Raw genomic sequence first — 24,630 nt, 5'->3', positions numbered from 1 at the left:
GATAGGAGGAGTTTGTAGTATGAAGATTGTGCTTTCTGGATTTTACGGTCTCGGCAACACTGGCGATGAGGCCATTTTGAAAGCGATCGTAGATAATTTGCGTGCTGAGTTGGACAACCCGGACATTACGGTATTTTCATTGTCCCCCGAACAGACGGCAAAAGAACATGGCGTGAAGTCGGTGTACCGTGGATGGCGCCATGAGAATAAAGAAAAAGTGAAGGCATTGCGCGAAGCGGATTTGTTAATATCCGGCGGCGGCGGGCTTTTACAAGATACATATCCAACGAAATTTTTGTTCGGTCCCCTTCCCTACTATTTGCTCATCGTCTTTTTGGCGAAGCTTTGTGGAACGAAGGTCATGTTCTTCTCACAAGGGATCGGGCCTGTTACGAGTAAATGGGGCAAGTTTTTAATGCGGACGTTTGCGAATATGGCAGACTTCGTCACTGTGCGGGATCAATATTCAAAAGATTATTTGCATAGTTTAGGCGTCAAACGACCGAAAACGGTTGTTACTGCGGATATTGTGTTTGCGTTTAAATCGGATGAGGATCATGTGGCGTATGCGTCACTTGGTTTGAAAGGCGATGAGCGTCTTGTTGCTGTTGCGCCGCGTCCGTGGTTTGATCATGAGGACGAGTATATTGAAAAGCTCGCTTGGGTGTTAGATGAATTAATCGAACAGCGTGGTGTGCTGCCGGTGTTTGTGCCGATGGAGCCGCCTTATGATACGAATGTTTCGAAGAAAGTGATGGCGAAGATGAAGCATGCCGACAAGACGAAGTTGCTCGGAGAAGCATTTACGCCGAATGAGTTTTATAACTTCATCGCACGTACTGATTTAACGATTGCGCTCCGCTTGCACGCGTTGATTTTCGCGGCACTGTCGAATGTACCGCATGTGGGCTTGAGTTATGACCGAAAAGTGGAAAGCTTTTTGAAGCGTTCCGGTATGTGGAAGCACTCTTTCCCGCTTGGCGATTTTACGAAAGAGGCGCTGCTAGAAGATGCGCTGTATGCGCTCGATCATCAGGATGAAGTGAAAGCGATGATTGAACCGAATGTGGATGTGCTGCGAAAAGAAGCAATGCGCAATGTGGAGTTGTTGAAAGAGAATTTTGTAGATAAGAAACGATAAGTTGGAGGACGATGGGCGATGAAGATTTTATTAGCAACCGCGTATGATTACCCCCATTTGGGCGGGCTGTCGGTTCATTTGACGACGTTGAAGGCTGGACTTGAATCGCGCGGACATGAAGTGAAAATCGTGTCTTTTTCTGATGTACCGAAATGGAAGCGAGACGGCGTTGTGCGCGGACCTGCGTTTTTATTGAATAAAGTGAAGCAAGGCTCCGGCTATGTGTGGACGTTGAAGCGCCGGAAAGATGAGTTGGAGGCTTTGATTAAAGAAGAGGCTGCGAAGGGCTATGATTTGATCAACGCACAGGATGTCTATACGACATTTGCGTCATTGCCGACGGACGTGCCGGTTGTGAGCACGGTGCATGGCTATTTGACGTATGAAGGGATCTCCAAAGGTACGGTCATTGAAGGCTCGCCGGAAGCGGAAAAGCTGATGGCAGATGAGCTGGAATCATACCGTGTGACACGTGAAGTGATTACGGTGGATACGCGGATTAAGAATTATATTGAAGAGAAAACCGGCGTTGTCGGGAATATGATTAAGAACTTTATCGATGTGGAGTCGTTTAAACCTGAGGTGGAACGACGTGATGAGTTCCGCGGGAAGCATGGATTTGAGTTGGATGATCAAATATTTTTTGTACCGCGTCGTTTAACGAAGAAAAACGGTGTCATTTACCCGATTTTAGCGCTGCCAGCGGTGCTTGAGAAGTTCCCGAAGGCGCGTGTTGTGTTTGCGGGTACGGGTGAAATGATGGAAGAGATGAAAGCGAAAGCGGCAGAGCTTGGGATCGCGGATCGCGTGACGCTTGTTGGTGCGGTTGACCATGCGGAGATTATTGAATATTACTCGCTGGCGAATGTCGCGCTTGTGCCGTCAATTTATTCCGCAGGTGTGGAAGAAGCGACGTCGATCTCTGCGTTGGAAGCGATGGGCTCCGGTGTACCGTTGATCGCTTGCGCGGTTGGCGGATTGAAGGAGATTATTTTGGACGGCGAAGACGGCCTGCTCGTTGAAGAGCAAAACGTAGAGGATTTGAGCAATGCGATGATCCGTTTGTTGGCCGATCCGGAAGAAGGGCAGCGGCTGGCGGATGCAGCGCGCGCGAAGATTGTGGCAGAGTACTCGCATTTCGCAGCGGCTGAGAAGTATGAGGAGATTTACTTGAAAGCGCTTGGGCGCGGGTGACGTTGAGGGCAACTCGGGCGGTGTTGGGGGCATCTCGCATGGCAGTTCGGGGAACTCAAGCTACATTGAGGGCAACTCGGGCGGCGGTTCGGGGAACTCGCACGGCATTGAGGGCAACTCGGGCGGTGTTGAGGGCAACTCGCACAGCGTTGAGGGTAACTCGAGCAACTTTGAGAGCAACTCACACGGTGTTGCGGGGAACTCATGCAGCATTTGTTTCGTTAGATAAATGATAAATATGTATATTTGGCTCCCTGCTTTGGCTGGGAGCTTTCTTATATGGAGGAGCTTATGGGGAGATTGAAGAAGGCGGCGTTGTGGACGACGGCGCTGGCGCTTGTGTTGAAGGTGTCGGGGTTTATTCGTGAGTCGATTGTGGCGAAGGAGTTCGGGGCTTCGGCGGAGACAGATGCTTATTTCTTGGCTTTCGGTTTTATTACCCTCGTCGTGGCGATGATTTCGACGGGGTTTAATAATGTGTTTTTGCCGATGTATGTGAAGAGCCGGGCGGCCGGGAATTCCGGTGACCAGAACGCCAATGCGCTGTTGAACTGGACGATGATGATTTTCATTGGCATTAGTTTGTTTGGGTGGTATTTTGCGGAGTATTTCGTGCCGTTCATTTACGGAAACATGGAAGCGGAGACGAAGGTGCTGGCGGTTGAGATGACGCAAATCTTCTTTGCGTTTATGACGATGATTGCACTGAGCGGATTGCTCGATTCGTATTTGCAGTCGCGCCGGATTTTTGTGCCTTCACAAGTGGCGAAGCTATTGGCGACGTTGATGGCTGCATTGTTTGCATTATTCTTTAGTGACATTTGGGGAATTTACTCACTTGTTTATGGTTTTGTTGCCGGGACGGTGTTAGGGGCGCTCATTCAAGTTGTGGCGCTTGTACGGTCGGATTACCAGTGGCGGCCGGTGCTACGCATGGAGCGGGAATTTCAGACAGCGTTTTTGATGCTAATTGTGCCATCGTTGTTGAATTCGGTTGTGGGGCAAGTGAATTTATTCGTCAACCGGTATTTTGCGAGTGGTACGGGCGATGCCGCGGTTACGTATTTGAATAACTCGTCTTTAATTATTAGCATCCCGAATGCGATTTACGCGACGACTTTGGCTGCGATTATCTTTACACTCATGAGCGAGCAGACGGAGAATATCGCGAAGTTTCGAGATACCGTGTTTCGCGGGATGGAAATATCACTTGTAACGTTGTTGCCGATTGCGGTTGGATTGCTCGTTGTGGGCGATGCGGTTGTAGCATTTATTTATGAGCGCGGAGCGTTTACTTCGACCGATACAGCGAATACGCATTTGGCATTGCTGTTGTACTTGCCGATTATCGTGTTCCAAGGGATGCAGTTAATTTTATCGAAATCCATGTACGCGCGTGGGAAAACGGCGGTTGTGTTCCGTATTAGTGTAACGACGATCGCGGTGAACTTTTTGCTGAACTGGCTGTTGGTTGATAAGTATGGATACCCGGCGCTTGCGGTTGCAGCTTCGGCGGTCAGTGTGTATTACTTTGTTGTGTCGATGGTTGTTGTGTATAAGGATCTCGGCGCGGCGGAGTTTCAACGGTTTGCCCGGATGAGTGTGCGTGTTGTTGGACCGGCGATTATTATGGGGCTTGCTGTGTGGGGCGCAAAAATTGTGAGCGGCGCTGGCAATTGGATGCCGATTTTACAGTTGGCGGTACTCGTACCGATTGGCGCGATTGTGTATGTCGCGATGGTACGGGTGATGTATCGGCCGGGGTTTGATCGGTTTGTTGGGTTGTTGCGGCGGAGGTAATGTGATCCATTAGGGGCTCGGGGCAAGTTGCGGGTAACTCAAGACAAGATGAGGGGAACTCAATGAAGTTTCAGGGCAACTGAGAGCTAGTTGAGGGCAACTCGTACGTTTGCGGGGAACTCGTGACTCCTTGCGGGCAACTCGGAGCTAGTTATGGGCAGCTCAAGACATCATGTGCGAAACTTAATCAGTATTTCATTCCATAAGACGACCACCCGGTTCTATAGGCCGAGTGGTCGTTATTTTATTTAAGTTTATTACCCTTTCTTTCTACTATCTTAGATGGAGAAATAGTATAATCCCATGAATACAAAATGGCTCTTGACTGCCCTTCCCTCTTTAATGGCGACATACTAAGTATATATTTTGCCGTATACCTATTTTTCAAATTAAAAAATTGGCGGCATTCTTCATTTGTGATTCTGGGTTTTATTAACATAAACCAATCCTGTAAACCTTGTGAACCTCTCGGGATTAAAATCCCGAGCATCCGATAATTCCGGATGCATCCGAAGATGCTTCTCGTTTCATTGAGATGGGCAACCCCATTCTCTCCACGAAGGCACGTTCCGCACCTTATGTTTCTTAGATTACCGTTTTTATGGTGGATAGCCCGAGCTGTAAAATGTTTTTTGCGGCGTTTATATCACGATCTTCGATATAACCGCACGAGCAACTGTGCACACGCTCTTTTAATGTTTTTTTAACGATCGTGCCGCACTCCGAACACATCTGCGATGTGTTGTAAGGATTGACAAGAACTACCCTTTTACCAGCATTCTCAGCTTTGTATAAAGTTAGGTCGATCAAATTCCTCCACGCGCTATCCGTAATGCTTTTTGCTAGATGATGGTTTTTGACCATCCCTTGAACGTTTAGGTTTTCAAAAACGATCAAGTCATATTCATTTACAAGTTTACGGGATACTTTATGAGAGGTATCCCTTCTTTTATTTGCGATATGTTCGTGAAGCTTCGCCAGAAGCCTTACGGCTTTTTTTCGTCGATTGGAACCTTTCTTTTTCTTCGAAACCGAACGCTGCAGACGCTTTAATTTTCGTTCGTTTTTACGTAAATGTTTCGGGTTCTCGAAGATTTCACCATCCGAAGTGATCGCCAAATGTTGAACGCCGAGGTCAACACCTACCGATTTTTTCGGAAGGGCAGGCACAGCTACTTTTGTCGTTTCGCAAGCAAAACAAACAAAAAAGTTTCCGTTTTTATGAATAATTGTACACGTTTTGATTTTACCTGCGATTTTTCGGTGACGACGAATCCGAACATCCCCTATTTTGGAAAGCTTAAGAACGTTTCCTTTGAGTTCAAAACCACTTTGCGGATATGTGAATGAGTGAAAACGGTTTGTGCCTTTAAAGCGAGGAAACCCCGCTTTCTGCTCTTTCCTGATTCTTCCAAAGAACCCCTTATACGCTTTATCCAAACGCTCCAATACATTCTGGAGGACCTGAGAATGAACAGTTTTAAAGATCGGAAATTCTTTCTTTAGGAGCGGAAGCTCCTTCTTTTGCGTATAAAAAGAAAGTGATTGTTTCTTTTCGCGATACAAAAGAATCCGCTGTTCAAGGGCCGTGTTATACAGCCATCGGCAGAGAGAAATAGTTTCGATGATCTTATCCTTCTGTGTTTGTTTTGCGGAGATTTTGAACTTATACGTTATCATTGCCAACCAAGTCATCTCCTTTCTTTTGTTTATCGATATACTGTTGGATGGCCTCTTGTGAAACGGAACCTACCGTTTCCAGATAGAAGCTTGGGTTCCACAAGGTACCATTCCATAGTTTTTCTTTGATCTCGGGAAATTCGATGAATAATTTTCTGCCCGTAATACCCTTAATCATTTTCACAATGTAAGAAGGGGCGATCTTTGGATGTGCTGAAACGAAGAGGTGTACGTGATCCATTTCGCCGACTTCCAACTTGTGAATAACAAACTCTTTCTCCTTCGCAACCTCGAAAGCAATCTCTTTCAGACGCCTTTCAATAACTGAGTTTAATACCTTTCTTCTATATTTCACCGACCAAACAATATGATAGTTTACGTTGTAGACGCACGTTCGTGCGTGAGTTAATTTCCCCATACACATAGTGTATCTATATATCGTTTATAATTCAATATACACAATCTTAAAGCATCTACACATAGTCAGTTATTTCATTTACCATTACGGGTGGTCGCTTTCATCTCGGCATTAAAATACCGAGGATTCCCGCTCCATTTCCTAAATAGGATTGATCGGTTAGTTCTCCGCAAGTTGGACATTCCCACTTTCGTTCAGAATATCGGATTAAGTTCGTGGAGCAGTTTGAACAAATGAACCCTTTTTTAAGATGTCGCGGATCGATATTGTATTTTTCACAGATTGGATATGGATTGTAGGGACGAAGATCTTGCTGCAGTTTATAAGCGAGTTCGTTTATTTGGGACTGCGTCATTATTTGTTTTTTCGGTTCTGTGCCTCTTAATAGGACCGATAAATGTTTTGCATAGTGAATCGGCATGTCCGGCGGAGCGTTCAGGACAGATGTTTTATGATTGGCCATGACGATCATGCCTGTAGATTTAATAGGCAAGCGGTTTTTAGCTAGCCATTGATCTAAACCGATTTGATTCCTACGGAGCTGCATGAAAGGACAATCAATGACAATGGATTCTTTACCTTGATAGGTTCGAACAAAATGTGGAGGATTTGGAATATAAGTAAATGTACCCGCAATATTCTTGATCTCAAGAATAAGAATGGATGTGGAAGAAACAATTAGAGTGTCAATTGGAATGAAGTTGCCTGGGGAAATAGCAAGTTCAACATTGGTCAAAATCTTTACGGGTTCAGGAAAATGGATGGAGTGTAGAATATTGTCTACTTTGACTTCACCTATGTAACCAGCTTCTTGTTGATAGAGTATGTCTTTCATCCGTTCGAAATGGGGGCTATCGGGATGAAGACGAATCAGTAGACGATGCAACGCCTTGATTATTTCAGGCTTTCTTCGATAAATACTTATTGGAGTCACTCCTCCTTAATTTTAATTTTCTGTAATCAATTCCAGAGTAGCAAATATGTCGTTTGATAACAAGTGCTTTTTGTAGAATTTTATGAATTCTTGTCGTGGTTGGTTTATGGCGGGTTGAGGGCAACTTAACATAGATTGCGGGTAACTCAGCGCTTGTTCAGGGTAACTCGGGAGTGATTCAGGGCAACTGAGCCGGTTGAGGACAACTCAAGGCCTGTTTAGGGTAACTCAGCATGAATTGCGGGTAACTTAGCACTCGTTCAGGGGAACTCGGGAGCGATTCAGGGCAACTGAGCCGGTTGAGGACAACTCAAGGCCTGTTTAGGGTAACTCAGCATGAATTGCGGGTAACTTAGCACTCGTTCAGGGGAACTCGGGAGCGATTCAGGGCAATTCACCGCATATGAAAACCCCGATCAGCAAGCCTGATCGGGGTTGGGTTCATGCAATTATTGACTAATCGTTCTCATTAAATCGCCGCGGATCCATCCGTATTCGATTGGATTCCCGTTATTATCTTTCAAGTTGTCGGCGAGGATTTTATACCACCAGTAGCCATCGCCGCCGATTTGTCGGTCGACATAGACAATTGGGTAGCCGGTTTCTCCGCTTCTGCCAAGGTCTCTCGGTTTATAAGAGAATAAAATGGCATTTTGCGTAGAAGGGCCGGAACGTACATTAAGGTTTCCGCTTTGATTTGTCATCGCAAGGTTATAAGACTTCATGTCTTTCCCGCCCATTGCGAGGTCCATGCGCCACATATGACCCGCAATTTTAGCACCCCATGTTGGATCGGATGCGTAGTGCGCATTGAAGCCGGCTGTTTTATTGCCCGGGGCTGCGCCTTTGGAGTAGGCTCCCGTTTGCGGGCCGTAGTTTTTATTCGCATATTCCAATACGAATGCTTCGACGCTGCGTTGTGGTGTTGCATATTTCTCCCCGGCTTCTGGTGTGCTATCAAAGACGCGGATGCCGAAAAGATTGTTTTTCGTCATGGCGTTGGCACTCATGCCGTAGTCACTTTCGTGAATGGCTGTCGCAAGAATAAACAAGGCGTTGACGCGCTGTTCTTCTTCCATTTTCTTCAAATACTCACCAAGGTCAATGAGTTTTGATTTCGTTGATGCGCCTGCGTATCTCGCAATGCCTGTACTTTCTCGTTCAGCTATAGCTGTTTGGATATAAGCATTCAGCTCGTCTGCTGTATAGTTTGTTTTGGTTCTCACTGATTGGAATTGGAAATACGGATGATGTGTGCCGACCGCTTTTCCAGCCCCGTCTAAAAAGTGAACGCCGTCTGCTGAATAATATTTCACATTGTTTTGCATAAAGCCTGGCTTCGGCCCGATGCTATAAGACGCATACGATTTTGTTAAGTAATTGTATGTGTAATGATGCAGCACGTTACCAAGCGCCGTATAGTAATCTTTCGCATCTGAAATTGCCGTTGGAACAAAGTCAATTTGACTATGTTTGACGTACCCTACTGTGTCCGCCACTTGGACTTTCATAAATTTTTCATCATATCCCAAAATACGCATTTCGCGGCCTGCCATAATGTAAGTTGCTTGTGTTTTGAAGTCAGGCGCTGTGTAAATGATCGTATTTTGTCCAGCCGGCCCTTGTGCAAAAGCCATGCCGCTTTTTACGCGTATTAGTTCCGTACCTTTATAGATTCCTTGGGCTGTCGGGCTTGCGTTGAATGCTTTCACTGCTTCTGCATACGTGTTATACGTTTTATTCAAAACGACAAGCTTTTTATTTTGAATCGCAGCGAGTTGGAACTTGTCCGGTTCGATAATTGGCGGCGGTTTCGGCAAATCTTCACCAGGTTTCCCTAAGTTGTCTTCGCCTACAAAATCGATGAACCGCTTGAGAACAGCAGCAACTTGGTCACGCTGGGAAATGCCGTTCGGATTAAAGGTGATTTCCGTGCGGCTAGCGTTTACTTTGACCCCATTCATGATGCCTGCTTTAAACACTTGCTTTGCACCAGTAATTCCTTCATCCGATGTAAAGCTTGCTTCGTCGGTCAGAATGACGTTCGCATTTTCCACTGGCATGCCTAAATATGCCAATGCCCGGGCAGTTGTCATTGCCATTTCTTCACGTGTCATCGGTTGTGTCGACAAAAACTTACCGTCTGTCGTTCCGTTCATAATGCCTGTTTTTTGCATGGCTCCGATCTCGCCAGCAATCGCGGAAGACTTATTGATGTCCGTGAAATTTGGTGTTTCTTTTGGAAGTTTCATCGTCCGTGCCAAAAATGCAGCGAAGTCCCCTCGGTTGACGTCCGCTTTTGGATAAACTTTCCCATCCGAAAACCCTTTAATGATGCCGCGTTCGATCATTTCTCTCATCTCTTTTTCCAATGTAAGACCTTTTAATTCATCTGCATGAGAGATGGAAGGTGCAATCGGTAAGATTAGTAATATGATGGTCATGAAGGCGACCAGCTGTCGTTTCATAGTTTGTCCCCCCTCTTCCTTCCTATCATTCTATCAAAATTCAACGGGTACAGCACCTTGCTATTGTCATACTTTTTACTAGAATTGTAAATAGAAAATCCCTCGACTAGGTCAAGGGATTCAGTATTATTTTGAGATCGCACTATAGACAGCTGCGGAAAATTCCGCACGTGATGTGTTTTTTGTAATGTCATACGTGCTCGTCTGGAAAATGCCTGTCTTATCAAGTGTTTTCAGCGCATGAATGGCGTCCGATGCCCAGTAATTCGGTGCAACGTCTTGGTAAAGGGATGCGATTTGAACTTTGTTTGCCTTCGCTTGTAAATTAAATGCCCGATCCAAGATGACCGCCAACTGGCCGCGAGTAAGTGTGTCATCGATTCCGAATGTGCCATTTTCATAGCCTTTTAAAATATCAGCTTCATTCATTGCCGCGATATGCGGAGCAAATGGGTTCGATTTCCCCACATCTGTAAAAGTGACTTCTTGTTTGGCCGTCAGCTTTAAGTGGCGGTTTAACATCGCCGCAGCTTGTCCGCGTGTAATCGATTCTTCAGGTTTAAACGTGGCATCTGGATAACCGCCAATGATGCCTTTATTGTTTAAGTCAACGATGGCATTGTATGCAAGGTGCGATGTTGTGACATCCGTGAAGATTGGGGCTGTCGGTTTCGCATTGCCCGTCACTCGCCTAGCACCCGCGTATTTGGAATCCCAGTACGGATGGGAAAATAGTTTCGAAATCGCGATGCCTTTTGATTCTGCCGAAATGAATTGATTATCCCCTAAATAAATGCCGGAATGAGAGATGCCCTCTTTATATGTATTTTGGAAAAATACAATATCGCCCGGTTGCAGATCTTTCGCTTCTACCGGCTTTCCTGCCGTATATTGCGTTTCAGATGTCCTTGGCAGATCAATGCCGAAATTGCTGAATACGTAACGGATAAAGCCGGAACAATCAAAGCCGGCTGGTGTTGTGCCAGCCCAAAGATAAGGCGTGCCCTCGAATTGCTTTGCAAATTTTGTAATGTTATCGTTTGTTGCTGCTAGCACTTCTTTTGTCGAGACGAAAGGAAGAATGATGATGAATGAAAATAAGAACCACGCAACCGTCAACCGTTTCCTCATAAAGCCACCCCATTGTCTAGTTTTTCGACTTTTCTACTATTCTATCATTCATTTTTGAGTTTTGTAGCGTATTTTGGGGATTTCGTTAAATTATGGGAATTGTGGGGTGTTCGTTGGGCACTAGCACGGGTTTATTGGAGAGTAACTGGCCGTTAAAAAAACCGGCCGCCAGGTATAATACCCTAGCAGCCGGTTCACTCATTATTTAAAAACATCGTCTTGCACCCTAGCCAAGAACACCGAGAAGTCGGCTCTTGTCATGTTGTCGTATGGTTTGAAGGTGCCGTCCCCGTATCCTGTTGTGACACCCGCGGCAATTAGCGTGTTAATGGCTTGATAGGCGGACATAGACGAAGCGACGTCTGTAAATGTTTTGGCCGTTGTTGCTTTTAAGTCAAATGCCTTCGATATCAAAATGGCCATTTCGGCGCGTGTGACGAAATTTCCTGGGCGGAATGTGCCGTCGGAATACCCCGATATAATTTTTGCATCTACTGCTTTTTGAATGTAGCCTGAGGCAAATGAAGATGCCGATACATCAGCGAATTTTGTTGTCGTTTTTTCATCTGAATACCCGAGTGCGCGTCCGATAAGTGCGGCTGCTTCGCCGCGTGTGATGTTGGCGTATGGTCTAAAGGTACCGTCTTCAAAGCCGTTTATTTGCTTTCGGCTGCTTAAATAACCGATTGACTCGGCAAAGCGTTGGGCGTTGATGACATCGGAAAACATTGGACTTTTCAACTGAATATATTGCTGTTCAACGAGCGACTTACCGTTCGCATCGACAGAAGTGACGAGAATGTTCTTTCTCCCGCCAACGCCGTATATTTTCCACACGTTATTTTCAGATGTAATTTTTTTGCCGCCCGATTCGATGCTTGACACTTTATAGGTAGTTGCAAGTGTCGCGAGGCCCACTTCTTCTTTCACATCAAATACCGTTGTTCCTGGAATGTTTGGGACGTACTGCGCGAGGCCATATCCGAAAATCGGGTCTTTCCCCGAATCACCAAGATCTTTCGCATGTGATTGAAGAAGTGCCCGCAGTTCTACATTCGATTTTTTCGGGAAGCGTTCTTTATACAAAGCAAGAATGCCTGTCACGTGCGGTGTTGCCATGGACGTTCCCGACATATGTGTATAGCCGTCTACTTTAAAATCCAAAGAATCGAATTTCACAGGATATGTACTAAAAACCAATTCCCCCGGCGCTGCAATATCGACTTCTTTGCCCATTGCGCTTTCTTTTAGTTTGGATAAATCGTTTTTCACAGCTGACACAGCAATTACTGTCTCATATTTCGCTGGGTACATGACGGATTTATTGGCAGTTCCGCCGTTGTTTCCTGCCGAACCGACGATCAACATTCCCTTTTGATATGCAGTGGCTAATGCTTTTTCCAACGCGACATCGTGGTCTTCTGTTGTAATGCTTAAATTTAAAATATCAATATTATTTTTAATCGCCCATTCGACCCCGTTGATCAAGCTATTTGTTGAACCCACGCCGAATGCATTAAGTGCTTTTATACTATATAATTCAACATCAGGCGCAATACCGATAATGCCCGTGTTGTTGTTTGAAGCGGCAATAATGCCCGCGACATGGGTGCCATGTCCATTGTCATCGTCGTAAGGAGTGCCTGGTGCACAATCATAGCCAAGCGAGCAATAGCCGCCCTGTACTTTCAAGTCGCGATGTTTCACGTCAACCCCCGAGTCGAGCACTGCCACTTTAATGCCTGCCCCTGTGTAAGGAAGCGTTTGTTCTTTCGCAGCTTGCACTGCTTTGATCGAGGTAGGCGTTGTATCTTTCGAAGATTTGTATGTTTGATTTTTTTGGGTCGTTAAGTTTGGAAATCGGTTCTGCAGCAGTGCATATTCAGATTCTGTCAAACTTGCACTAATGATGGAAAAAGACGAGTAGATTTTTCCGATTGGAATGTTTTGTTCATTCATGTAGCGCGTAATTTCTGTTTGATTTTCCCCTATTAATAAATAATCGGCACGCGATTCTTCGGCGAATGTCGTCGATTGCATGCAGAAAATGAATAGGATGGATAGGTACAATGACATTCCAATTTTCTTCAATAAAATCATCCTTTCCAACAGCTTACTTCCATTGTACAAGATTACTATTTTAAAAAAAGCCCCACCGAACAATTTTTCCGGCGGGGTACGTAGGATTATTTTGCAGATGGTCTTGCGTTAAATTTTGTGTAAAGTGACGCAACATCTGTCCGTCCCTCGTAATGATATAAATAGTCGAGCGTTCCGAGGAAAATCGCTCTTGCCATCGATTCGCGATGGGTTGGAGAGGCGATATATGCATTGTCCCTTTTATTGTCGATAAACCCTGCCTCGACAAGGACAGCAGGCATTGTATTTTCACGCAGAACGTGGAAATTTCCGTGTTTAGAGCCTCGGTTGCCTAAGTTCCAAGCTTGCAGTGCACGCTTTTGAATGTAATTGGACAACGCTTGAGAGCTTTGAACGTACGGATTTTTAGCCGCTCCGTAATAATATGTTTCAAGTCCAGTGGCAGCGCCGGTATGTGCGTTTGTATGAATACTAATGAACAGATCTCCTTGATTCGCACGTGCAAAACTGACACGTTGGGAAAGTGATAAGAAAACATCTGTTTCACGCGTCAATTTGACATTGATCGGCGTCTGATTGAAATATTTTTTCAAGCGAAGTGACATGTCCAAGACAACGTTTTTCTCCTGGAGACCGAAGCCAGATCCGCCTGGGTCATGTGCGCCGTGTCCTGGATCAACAATGACCATTAGTTGGTTCAACGGTTTTTTCCCGCCTGTATGATTGCCGGGGTTGCTCACTTCCGGTATTAAATCAAGGGGTGCTTTGATCGAACTGACGGACGGCTGATTTGTTGATAAATAGGCGCTATGTACGAACCCATAAGATTGGTCGACTTTTATATACACCCAGTCGCCTACTTTGTAGTATGCCTCCACCGGATAACCCATAAATAATTTTTTCGTTTCAATATACGATGTAGAAGGGCCTTGGCGGAAGTTTAAAGTATCTGGCGTTACATACATCGAGGTCGCTGTCGGTGCTTCCCCATTGACGCGGAACTCGGCATTAATCGCACGAGCTAAGAATACTGCGAAATCGCCGCGTTTCATGAGTTCCCCTACGCCAAAGTTTCCGTTTCCAGTTCCTTTAGAGATTCCTTTGTCCATTAACTCGTGAGCAGCAGCCGTTGTCGTTTCAGACTTATAGCCAAATGCGCGACTGATCATTAGCGCCATCTCACCGCGTGTCAATGTTTTATTCGGCTGGAAGGAACCATCTTTATAGCCGTATAAAATTTCGCGTTGCACCGCTTCATTGATATAGCCTGCGAATAAATGACTGGATGGAACGTCTGAAAAACGAGTAGTCGTTACATCACCCTCTAGACCGACTGCTTTTCCGATCATCGCCGCGGCATGTGCCCGTGTCATGGCAGCATCTGGTGCAAAAATATTTGGGATATTGGTTGTGGGAATATCACTTTGCGCTAGATAGCTAATTTCCTTGTAAGCGCGATGGTTGGAAGGAATATCCACATAGTTCGTTGCGGCCTTGGCCGAATCCGTCGGCAAGAACGATAGAGTAGCAAATAACAAAAACGATGTGAGGATCAGGTAGATTTTCTTCAAATTCTATACTCCTTTTATGTATTTTTTGCCTCTCAATACATATATTTGAGGGACAATCCCGTGTCAAAAGTTAACATGAACATTACTTCTAAATAATTAAAGAAGTTTATATAGAGGTACAGTTTGGCTTTTCATGGCAAACTTACCGTTTTTTACATGTAAGCGACAGCAAATGACACTCAAATTCTATCATATTATTTACTAGTTTTATACGTTTCCAAGGCACTAATTTGAAAATATAGGCATTTTCACGGTTTTGTCGGAATTTGATAGCGTTTTTAATGGTTTTCGTAGCTATCGGCTTAGGCATCACTTAGCCTGTTGAGGGGAACTCGGGCGCAGTTGCGGGGAACTCGCGCATCTTTGCGGGAATCTCGGGCGCAGTTGCGGGGAACTCACGCATCTTTGCGGGAAACTCGGGCGCAGTTGCGGGGAACTCGCGGCGGATCGGGGAACTCACGCTTCGTTGAGGGGAACTCGCGCATCATCGCGGGAATCTCGAGCGCAGTTGCGAGGAACTCGCGTAAATTTGATCAACAAAAAACCGCCCCCCACTCAAGGAGGCGGCTATCAATCTATTATTCCGTTATCCCCACATCTGTAATACGGTCTTCGCGTTTCGGTTCAATTTTGTCGCCTAGTGTTTTCACGTATTCAATGAAGTTTTCGTAGTCGACGAAGCCTGGGTCGGATACGCGGCCGTCTTTATATGCTTCTTCGAATTTCTCGAAGCCATCGCCGCCGCGTGCTGTGAAGGAGTTCGTTGCGACGTAGTAGACTTTTGCATCATCAAGCGCTGCATACTGCTCACCATTTTGCACTTCTACACTTACTACGCGCTGGCCTTTTTCCTTTGTGCTGTCATACGTAAACTTCATGCCTGCCACGTGCAGGAATCCGCCAGATTCTTTTAATCCTTTGCCGCCTTCGATTACGTCCGCTGAAACGCCGTGCTCAAGTGTCGCGCGGATGTCAGCGCCGGTCATTTTCACAATAGATAACGCATTTCCGAAAGGCATCACTTTTAATACGTCGCCAACCGTAATGTCACCTGCCGGAATAGATGTACGAATACCGCCCCCATTTTGGAATGCAATGGATGTGTCTCCATTAATCGTTTTTGCTTTTGCGAGCATCGCATCTGTCATCAAGTTCCCAAGATTTGTTTCGTTGTGACGAACGCTTGAGATTCCTTCATTATTAGAATCACGCCCACCATCAAGGTCAACCAGTGCTTCGACGCCAATCGATTCTGCTTTCATTTCATCGACCACTTTTGTAAATGGTGCAAGTACTTCGGCTGTTTTTGGATCTATTTCAAGTGCTGCTTTACCAGGTTCAGTCGGGATCAAACCGCCGCCATTTAACGTCGCTTCACCGAACTGGTTAAACGAAACGTCGAGGGTTCCTAGAAACTTTCCATATTCATTTGCCTGCACGATAATGGTTGGTGCATCGTGTTCATCGACTACAAGAGGTGCTAATAAAGTAGAGTGCGTGTGTCCCCCGACGATAATGTCAATTCCCTCTACTTGCTTGACCAGTTCAATATCATTGTCCCAATCAAGTGAATCATCTAAGCCAATATGTGTCAGCGCGATGATTTTATTAACACCCATCTCTTCAAACTTTTCCACTGCTTCTTTCGCACGATCGATATAATTCGAGAATTCCACTTTTCCTGTGCTGGAAATGCTTGGCGTCTCTTCGGTCGTTAATCCAAATAAACCGACCTCATTGCCATTCACATTTAAAACGACGCCATCATAAATATGCCCGTTATCATAATCAACTTTGACGTCTTTCGTTTGCAGTCCATCGAATAATGCATCTTTAGAAAAGTTAACATTCGCCGCGACAAATGGAAAATCTGCGTCTTTTACAAAATTAGAAAGTGCTAGATGCCCATCTGGTGACGAACCAAGGTCGAATTCATGGTTACCAAATACCATGGCATCATAGCCTAGATGATTCATCATCGCGAGGTCAGCTTCTCCGTGAAACGCATTGAAGTAAAGGTCTCCCGAGAAGACATCACCCGCATGAAGTAACAGCGTATTGCGATGGTTTCTTCTTAGATCTTGGATCGGGGTTGCCAAATACGGAAATGAATCCAAATAACCGTGTGTATCATTTGTATGCATAACGAAAAGATCTAGGAAGCCAAAATGCTCTTTCGCACGGTGGATGAACAGCGCCAACTCGCCCCGCGTGACATGATCATTCGCCCCGAAACTTGTTGTTGTTTTTCCTTGTGTAATCGCTGCTTTTACAAGCGCTTCGACGTACTTTGCAAAATTCGAGTTTACATCTTTATAAGTAGATTTTTTAATAGAATCATCAATGTCAAGATCTGCCGCATTCGCTAGTATTTTAGCAGTCTGGTTCCGTGTTAATAATGCATCGGAGCCAAATTCTTTCGCATTTAATCCATCTATGACACCAATTTCCACAAGCGCATCAACCGCCCACTTTGCACGGCTCGGCACGTCCTTAAAACCGGAATCTTCATAGTCCCAGTCCGGCTGAAAACCGATTGCTTTTGCGATCAATACAGCCGCATCTACCCGCTTAATCGAATGGGTTGTCCCAAATTGTGTGGAACTAAAGCCTTGCGTCATTTCGTTGGCGACTAAAAAGTCAACCGCGTCTGCGTATTTCGAAGATACATCTTGAAAAGATATTGTGTCTGCTGATGCTGTTGGAACGATAACCGCTGTCGCAACTGCAGCGGCTGTTACAGAAGAAGCTAGAAATTTTTTCTTGAACAAACGATTCTCCTCCTTAATAGGTGCTAGTTACTAGTCTAACAGCTTTATCTAAGAACTACTATTAAGATAATGTTAAAGTGATTGACTAGTCTCTATATTTACTCACCTCCAAAACAAAAAAGCCGCTCCCTTTGTCAATGAAGACTAGAGAATGGCATGTTACGTAATTATTAATTTTCCAAGGCGTTCTGTTTTCGTTTTTTCCATAAGTCTTCAGCAGCACCAGAACCTAAAACAACGCCAATCATGATAAATACAAGACCGACAAGATGATGAGCCGTAATACTTTCACCGAGGAAAATTGCCGATCCAAACAATGAAAATATTGTATTTAAATTCATGAAAATGGCCGCTTTGGAAGGGCCCACTTTTCCGATTGAATAATTATAAAGCAAATGGCCAACCGCCGTTCCAATGAGCGCACTGGTGATAAAGCCCATCCAGAAAGCAGGCGGAACTGTTAAAAATACTTTCATTTCACCTGGTTCTTGAATAATGCTCACGAATAATAAAATAACACTTCCTACGAGCATCATATACGCTGTCATTAAACGCGGATCAAGTGTTTTCGATGCCTTTGAAATGACTAAAAAGGAAAGCACTTGCACAAGGATGGAAATGAAAATAAATAAGTCCCCTAAACTGAGTCCAGAAATTTCCCCTCCAGATAAGACAACAAAACTAATGCCGCATAGCCCGAAAAGAACACCGCCCCATTGGATTTTCGATGGGAAAATCCGCATGATAAGCGCTGCCGAAACTGCCGTTAAAACAGGTCCGGTTCCAAGGATCAAACCAGCATTCGTACCCGTCGTACGAAGAAGCCCCATATTTAAAAAGTAATGGTGAAGCGCAACGTTTAGAAGTGCGCCTCCAACAATAAACATCCACTCTTGTTTAGTAGGCTTGCGAAGGAGCTTAGCCATCCATAAAAATAAAAACACTGCTAAACCCGCAAGTAAAATTCTAAATGCCGTCATTGTGACGGGACTGACATGGATGAGCAAAAACTTAAGGAGTGGCAAGTTTAGCCCCCACACAACCATCGTAGTTGCTAATAATAGATAAATTTTCAACATACTTTTCCACTCCTTTCTTTCATGACAATAAAATGGATGATCTCACTTACCAAACCGCGATCGATCCACCCGTTCTAGATTCCATGTCCTTCATTATACCGAATAGATCAATTGATTACTCATTCTTGCTACTTTCCTAGAGTAGAATGTGAAAAATCTTTTGTTTCTGACGTAACAGTACGGTATAACTATAGTAGAAAGAATAGAAAAGTTGAGAAATAGGTGAGCGTGTGAATCAAGAGAATGAGCAATGGTCTTCTAAGCTTGGGTTTATCCTTTCTTCGGCAGGAGCTGCCATTGGTTTAGGAGCCATTTGGAAATTTCCATATGTAACGGGGATGAGTGGCGGAGGTGCATTCTTCCTAATATTTGTTTTATTTACAGTATTAATCGGTTTACCGATGCTGCTGTCTGAATTCATTATCGGTCGGGGGACAGGGAAAGAGGCCATTAGCGCTTATAAAAAGCTTGCTCCCGCAAGTGTCTGGGGATGGGTTGGCAAACTTGGCGTCGTCGGTTGTTTTTTACTTCTTTCATTTTATAGTGTCGTCGGAGGCTGGGTATTAATTTATAGCGGTTTGTCGATCGGCGGAAAAGTGATTTCTGCTGACGCTTCCTATTCGGCTTTATTCGGTTCGATTATTAGTTCACCGTCCACGACTATACTTGGTCTATTGATCTTTACGGTGATCAATGTTTGGGTCGTTGCTTCTGGTGTTCAAAATGGAATCGAAAAAGCAAATAAATATATGATGCCATTATTATTTATCTTCTTTATCCTATTAGTCATTCGGTCTTTGACGCTAGATGGGGCTATGGAAGGCGTTAAATTCTTTCTGACACCGGATTTTTCAAAGATTACGAGGGAAGCGATATTGTACGCGCTTGGGCAATCGTTTTTCTCTCTAGCGGTTGGTTTTTCTTGTATGGTAACTTACAGTTCTTACTTAAAAAAGGACGTTAGTTTAACCTCTTCTGCCTTCTCCGTGGTGGGCATGAATTTATTCGTCTCGCTGTTGGCAGGACTAGCCATATTCCCTGCTGTCTTTGCTTTCGGACATGAACCCGCTGCGGGGCCGGAATTATTGTTTATGGTATTACCGGCAGTATTTTCCCAATTACCATTTGGCCAGCTATTTTTAGCGTTATTTTTGTTGTTGTTCCTTTTTGCAACACTTACTTCGTCATTTAGTCTTTATGAAATTATCGTTGCGGCTTGGACCGCTAACGGAAAACGTTCTCGTAAGGCAAGTGCATGGATCATTGGCGGTTTCGTATTTTTGGCTGCAATACCTGCTGCCTTGTCAGAAAGCCTATTATCATCTGTCATTTTGTTTAAAAGAACGATTTTTGACATGACGGATTTCCTTGTTAGTAATATTTTGCTGCCGTCAGGCTGTTTGCTCATTGCACTATTTATCGTTCATCGAATGGACCAAGTGCTTGTTCGGGATGAATTTTTAATCGCCAGCGGAAAAGCGCAATCTCTTTATCCGACTTGGTATTTGTTAATGAAATGGATTGTTCCATTAACGATTATTTTAGTGTTTTTGAATGCTTTAGGTATTGTGAAATAATAAGAAGGGGTTTTCCCAGAAGTGCCAGGCACTTTCGGGAAAACCCCTTCTTATTCGTTATAAATTTTTATCATGTAAGAAGTTAACAACGCTATGTTGTTCAGGCTCATATTTTTTAATCTCATAGCCTTCTTTTTGAAGCCATTTAATAATTTCCGGCAAGGCTTTCGATGTTGCGCTGCGATCATGCATAAGTACAACAATGTCACGATTTCCTAAACCATCGGCTTTTTTCACGCCATTTTGTACGTTTTTTATGATTTCATTCGCTTGTTGATCCGTATAGCGCCAATCATTCGAGTCTACGCTCCAATCCCACATTTTGTAGCCATTTTTATTGAGCTCTTCTCTCATTGTTGGCGTAACATGTGGAATGCTTCCATATGGGACGCGCAAAAGTCTTGCATCTTCCCCCGTAATATCCTGAATCATCTTCGCGGCGCCGCTCATTTCATCGATAAATGATTGGGGTGATTTGTAAATGCTTGTTACGTCATGCGTCATGCTATGCGAGCCAATATAATTTCCATCCATTGAGACGGATATTACAATATCCTCATGCTTTTTCATATGTTTTCCAAGGAAGAAAAAAGTCCCTTGCACATTGTACTTTCTTAAAGTGTTTTTGTTCTTCATCGTGTATGCGTTCGGCCCATCATCAAACGTTAAATAGACATTTGCTTTTTTCGAGGCGGCAACGGCTTGTTTTTTCTTCCATTGTGATTTTACATAGTATTCAAAAGCTGGATGACTCACATGCTGATAGTCCGTACGATACATTCTTACTGTTTGAATGCCCGGCAAATAATCGACTTGAAAACCAGTTTCTTTTGCTAAATATCTTACGCTGATGAATAACTTGCCGTCTACCTCTACAATTGGCATTCCTTTCGCTGGATCTTTGCCAGATGTTGTTTTTTTGGATGCCAGGTCATATGTGATTTTATGTCCATTTTTTGTGATGAACAATTGGCCATCCTTTTTTTCTAGGCTGGCATGCAAAGGAATGACAATTTCGTCAATCGCTACTTTTGTATCGCCATCGATGACCCGAACACTTTCCAACGGCAATAATCGGTCATGAAGCCCAACATAGCGCAGTGACTTATTCTTTGCCGAAGCCCCACCCGGAACTGCTGTAAAGAGCAGACAAAGGAAGAGTGCAAAAGTAGCAAAGAAAATGCTTTTTTTCATCTAACTCCCCCACTTCAAAAAATTTTAGCGCACTTTGGAAAATACCTGTTAGCCGCGAAATTAAAAACGGAATATGACAAAATAGATTACTATTTGAACCTAGTATATCCTTCATTTTATGATTTACGTATTCGATCGGTACTCGCTCAAAATTTTTCTTCCTATCCACTCTATACCCAAAGCAGGCAAAAATATCCCACATTCCGTAAAAAAATTCCCCGACCTTTTTACTGGTCGAGGAATTGATTATTTCAAAAATGCGTACTTCATGTAATTTTTCCAGCCAAATGCTTTCCAGTCACTTTTATTTGGAAACTCTCCGGGAAATGGTAAAAAGACTCTTGGAGACTGTTCATAGTTTACAGGTCGATCGACCACAACATCGCCTAATTGAAGACCGACTGTTACGACAGAACGATTCTTCCATGTAAACGGTGTCGCGACTTCCTCTTTCACAACTCTCCCACGCCCATCCAGTTTCCATACAAATGCTTTCTTCTGATGCTCTTCATACAGCCAATGTGCGTTCACTGAAAGCGTATCAAGCACTTCATTGACAACGACAGCAGCATTGACATTTGTGCCGAATGGCAGTGACTGTAGATCTGCTTCCGTCCCAATCCGAACTTCGTAAAAGCCCAGTGGATTTTTAATATCTTGTGGATCCACTGCCTTATAGGCAGCGAACCATCGATCTTCATTCGCCGGTGTTTGGGATACTGATTGAACCGTTCCTTCTATTGCTTGGTCAAGTCCTTTCCCTTGAATATACACATGATTACCCGTTTGTAATTTTTCCCACTCATTATTTTTGATATATGTGAGAATTTCTTTTTGTGCACTATAAATGTCGACTGCAAGTGTTGTTCCATGACGTACAATATTGGCAACCGTACCATCTATAGGGCTGACAAGAGCTGGTCTTGAGGGATTTTGTTCAAGTTGCGTTTCGACAACAACCATTTGTCTTTCTACACTCGCAAGTTCCCGCTCTGCCGCCCCAATGGCTTGTGCATACGGGCCGTCTGGTGCAACATCTACTTGCACATCTACATTGAGACCGACTTCAATCTTGTCACCCTGGGTTGATTTGGAGGTGCTGTCATTTTTTTTGACATTAGATTTGTTGTCGGATTTGGCATTTCTTCGATCAGACTCCAAATCGGAAATTGTGTTTTGAATGGTCCTTTCTTGCTCCCTAAGGGCATTCAATTCCGCTTGCCAAATCGCACGCTGACCTTCCGCCCGTTCAGTTTGTAAGACAACTAACTCCTGTCCAATGGTAACTTCTTCCCCTTCTTTTACGAGCCACGTATCTACGGCGTCTTCATTGCCAACGTAAATTGTATACATTTCAGAAGGTGCGATGAAGCCTTCTTTAGGCATTTTCTCGCTAAAGTTACCATTTTTCATCCGTTCATAGCGATCAATAGAGACCGTCTTTTCGATGACGCTTTTATCTGAAAATAGAAGGTAGAGGTTTAGCGCAATAAATGTACTTACTGTTATTGCGATCGCAACATTCATCCATTTATACAAGACCAATACCTCCTCTGATGATTGCCCGGATCACATCTTCGAAAGGAATCATTCCAACTGCTGCTGTAATAAGCGCCATAACAACATGAACAGCGATCAAGAGGCCTAGAATACCTTTCCAGTTAGAGGCACCATGATACGCTCTTACAAAGCGGAATTGAAGTGCAATGATGGCAGCAGTTATGATTGTTAACTGATTTAAGAAAAAGATCATGTAATACTGATCTAAAAATGTCATTGCCAATGGGCCAAATGATAGAAATGACACATTTGCGACTTCGCCTTTTATATAAAAAACAATAAATACAATCGCTTTTTCCAGCAGCAATAAACCCGTAATCAATAGTTGCAGTGGCAAAATGTTTTGATAGGGTATTTTTGTGAGAAAACGCAATATGTATGCAAATCCCCAAAAGTGAAACGCCATATATACGAATGCCCATAAAATGACACCCAATAATGAGGCATATCTTGCAATGATAAAATCAATCGTAGTCATTGTAGCTAAAAGTGATGTGACTGACTCTGTATTCATACCCCATAATTCACGACTAACGAAAAGAAAAAGACCGAATAGAAAAACGAAAACAACTCTTTTGTTAAAACCTCTCATTTCAGAGGATTGAAGTTTTTCCGCTAATTCTTCCGGTTTCGTCAAAAAGTGCCAATATGTAAAATTAAAAAACATGCGAAACCCCTTTCTGCTAACGACGACTGATTATACTGTGGATAGTGGCTATTATAGAATATACCCTACCAATACTTTAGCAAAATATGAAAGTTTTGCAATGTAAGATCTTGTTGATTTTCCGACAGTATTTGAGAACTTTGGAAAACATTCCAAATACCGCGCAAAAGAAAAAGTAATTTGACTTATTTCCCGGGAAATTGACAAGATGCAATTTCACCAAAGGCTTAACTTGGAGCTGTCCTAAAAAGAAGAGCCAGGTACTTCTGGGACAGCCCTAAGTAAAAAAACAAAACACCTACCGTTTATATTAAAAAACGACAGGTGTTTTCATGGAAAACTTTTCAATTGTCTACAATCCTTCCGTCAATTCATAAAATAATTGTTGATTTCTAGTTTCTAGCGCATAGTCGATCATTCGTAGTTTGTTTTCTGCTTCCAATTGTGAAATCAGTGACTCTGCCTCCATCTTTACAGATTCATGTATTTCCATCTTCACGTTTTCTGTCCCTTCTAAAATCGTTGTCAAATGCGAATGCAAGTCAGAGATTAGCAGCAATTGGTATAGTGGCAGTCGAATAAAACGTGTTCCCCGTTGAAAAACAAAAACTTCACCGAGATTTTCTACTTGTAAACTTTTCGTATTAATAATAATCTCTTTTCCTTCCGAAGGTACAAATTGAAAAACTTCACCACCTTTTACAATAGAGAAATATTGATAGGCAAAGACAAGTCGTAAACGGAAATCTTCTTTACTTGTATAAAATGGCGTCATCCGCTGAACTGATAGCATAGGTCTCTCCCTCCATTTTTGAATCTTCCGATTATTATTATTTTATCACAACTGTGACCATTTTGTGAACGAATTTAGAAAAATAGTAATCAGAACTTTTAAAGAAGAGTTATTTGACCGTATCCTTTTCTTTCGGTCGGGGCCCCATCAAAAATGACATTGTGTGTGGTTCAAATTTCACACTAAGTGAAGATAATATTTTGAAAGCCGTTTGGTTAATATGAATGGAACATTGCTTACCTTTCTTGAAGGTAATGCGATTGCACGCAAAGTCAATCATCATCAAATCGTATTGCTTTCGGCCATCTGATTCGGCTTGTATAAACAGTTCTTTTTCTTTTTTAAAAAACTGGATGTCTTGACTCGAATTCACATCGAACTCAGCTGCTAGTAGATGACGATATTTTTCAATTTCTAAAAAATGTTGATCGATATCCATTACATGTAGTACAAATTTCTCCAATTCCCCACTTCCTCTCCAAAAGATGTATTTAATATAATATTTTCGCAAAGTCGATGAAATTTAAACTAATCTTAGCAGTTCAAGGAGTT

The 24,630-nt window shown here is 43.5% G+C and carries 18 protein-coding genes; 4 read left to right on the top strand and 14 right to left on the bottom strand.

Going from position 1 to position 24,630, the window contains the following annotated elements:
- The first annotated feature begins 19 nt into the window (after positions 1-19).
- The 3 genes from csaB (at position 20) to murJ (ending at position 4,135) form a co-directional block, all read left to right on the top strand.
- Positions 20-1,141 (top strand): polysaccharide pyruvyl transferase CsaB, encoded by a 1,122-nt coding sequence (csaB, locus tag AU377_RS06020; RefSeq protein WP_067405661.1) that lies wholly within the window; start codon positions 20-22, stop codon positions 1,139-1,141.
- 18 nt (positions 1,142-1,159) lie between these two features.
- The gene (locus tag AU377_RS06015; protein ID WP_067405659.1) at positions 1,160-2,335 is read left to right on the top strand and encodes a glycosyltransferase family 4 protein; all 1,176 of its coding nucleotides are present in this window, start codon (positions 1,160-1,162) and stop codon (positions 2,333-2,335) included.
- Between the two features lie 291 nt (positions 2,336-2,626).
- Positions 2,627-4,135: a murein biosynthesis integral membrane protein MurJ gene (murJ, locus tag AU377_RS06005; protein WP_067405654.1), complete on the top strand. Its 1,509-nt coding sequence runs from the start codon at positions 2,627-2,629 to the stop codon at positions 4,133-4,135.
- Between the two features lie 585 nt (positions 4,136-4,720).
- Here murJ and AU377_RS06000 read toward each other — a convergent pair.
- From AU377_RS06000 to AU377_RS05960, 9 genes are all read right to left on the bottom strand, one after another.
- On the bottom strand, positions 4,721-5,815 hold the full coding sequence (locus tag AU377_RS06000; RefSeq protein WP_082731953.1) for an RNA-guided endonuclease TnpB family protein: 1,095 nt from the start codon (positions 5,813-5,815) through the stop codon (positions 4,721-4,723).
- Positions 5,802-6,239 carry an IS200/IS605 family transposase gene (gene tnpA / locus AU377_RS05995; RefSeq protein ID WP_156450389.1) on the bottom strand — a complete coding sequence of 146 codons (438 nt, stop codon included), beginning with the start codon at positions 6,237-6,239 and terminating at the stop codon, positions 5,802-5,804. The genes AU377_RS06000 and tnpA overlap by 14 nt, the downstream gene beginning before the upstream one ends.
- A gap of 94 nt (positions 6,240-6,333) precedes the next feature.
- Positions 6,334-7,167, bottom strand: coding sequence for a nuclease-related domain-containing protein (locus tag AU377_RS05990; RefSeq protein ID WP_067405636.1), 834 nt, complete (start codon positions 7,165-7,167; stop codon positions 6,334-6,336).
- A gap of 449 nt (positions 7,168-7,616) precedes the next feature.
- The gene (locus AU377_RS05985; RefSeq protein ID WP_067405632.1) at positions 7,617-9,635 is read right to left on the bottom strand and encodes a glucosaminidase domain-containing protein; all 2,019 of its coding nucleotides are present in this window, start codon (positions 9,633-9,635) and stop codon (positions 7,617-7,619) included.
- 126 nt (positions 9,636-9,761) lie between these two features.
- Positions 9,762-10,766 carry a C40 family peptidase gene (locus AU377_RS05980; RefSeq protein ID WP_067405629.1) on the bottom strand — a complete coding sequence of 335 codons (1,005 nt, stop codon included), beginning with the start codon at positions 10,764-10,766 and terminating at the stop codon, positions 9,762-9,764.
- Positions 10,767-10,967: 201 nt separating this feature from the next.
- A complete protein-coding gene (locus AU377_RS05975) occupies positions 10,968-12,857 on the bottom strand; it encodes a S8 family serine peptidase (RefSeq protein WP_172794027.1) in 1,890 nt (629 codons plus the stop codon).
- A gap of 95 nt (positions 12,858-12,952) precedes the next feature.
- Positions 12,953-14,437 (bottom strand): N-acetylmuramoyl-L-alanine amidase, encoded by a 1,485-nt coding sequence (locus tag AU377_RS05970; protein ID WP_067405623.1) that lies wholly within the window; start codon positions 14,435-14,437, stop codon positions 12,953-12,955.
- A 578-nt stretch (positions 14,438-15,015) separates the two neighbouring features.
- Positions 15,016-17,208, bottom strand: a complete 2,193-nt coding sequence (locus tag AU377_RS05965) for a 5'-nucleotidase C-terminal domain-containing protein (RefSeq protein ID WP_253724395.1) — start codon at positions 17,206-17,208, stop codon at positions 15,016-15,018.
- Positions 17,209-17,378: 170 nt separating this feature from the next.
- Positions 17,379-18,287: a DMT family transporter gene (locus AU377_RS05960; RefSeq protein WP_067405616.1), complete on the bottom strand. Its 909-nt coding sequence runs from the start codon at positions 18,285-18,287 to the stop codon at positions 17,379-17,381.
- 230 nt (positions 18,288-18,517) lie between these two features.
- Between AU377_RS05960 and AU377_RS05955 the strand changes: the two genes are divergently transcribed.
- The gene (locus AU377_RS05955) at positions 18,518-19,864 is read left to right on the top strand and encodes a sodium-dependent transporter (protein ID WP_067405614.1); all 1,347 of its coding nucleotides are present in this window, start codon (positions 18,518-18,520) and stop codon (positions 19,862-19,864) included.
- Between the two features lie 57 nt (positions 19,865-19,921).
- Here AU377_RS05955 and AU377_RS05950 read toward each other — a convergent pair whose 3' ends face one another.
- The 5 genes from AU377_RS05950 to AU377_RS05930 form a co-directional block, all read right to left on the bottom strand.
- Positions 19,922-21,058, bottom strand: coding sequence for a polysaccharide deacetylase family protein (locus AU377_RS05950; protein WP_067405612.1), 1,137 nt, complete (start codon positions 21,056-21,058; stop codon positions 19,922-19,924).
- Positions 21,059-21,304: 246 nt separating this feature from the next.
- Positions 21,305-22,597, bottom strand: coding sequence for an HlyD family efflux transporter periplasmic adaptor subunit (locus AU377_RS05945; protein ID WP_067405609.1), 1,293 nt, complete (start codon positions 22,595-22,597; stop codon positions 21,305-21,307).
- A complete protein-coding gene (locus AU377_RS05940) occupies positions 22,590-23,285 on the bottom strand; it encodes a hypothetical protein (RefSeq protein ID WP_067405604.1) in 696 nt (231 codons plus the stop codon). Before AU377_RS05940 ends, AU377_RS05945 begins: the two co-directional genes overlap by 8 nt.
- Positions 23,286-23,637: 352 nt before the next feature.
- Positions 23,638-24,078: an IDEAL domain-containing protein gene (locus AU377_RS05935; protein ID WP_067405602.1), complete on the bottom strand. Its 441-nt coding sequence runs from the start codon at positions 24,076-24,078 to the stop codon at positions 23,638-23,640.
- A 109-nt stretch (positions 24,079-24,187) separates the two neighbouring features.
- On the bottom strand, positions 24,188-24,541 hold the full coding sequence (locus AU377_RS05930; protein WP_067405599.1) for a hypothetical protein: 354 nt from the start codon (positions 24,539-24,541) through the stop codon (positions 24,188-24,190).
- Positions 24,542-24,630: the final 89 nt, after the last annotated feature.

The organism is Sporosarcina sp. HYO08 (genome assembly GCF_001563475.1).
In the GTDB taxonomy this organism is placed as follows: domain Bacteria; phylum Bacillota; class Bacilli; order Bacillales_A; family Planococcaceae; genus Sporosarcina.
This window is presented reverse-complemented; position numbering and strand designations above follow the sequence as displayed.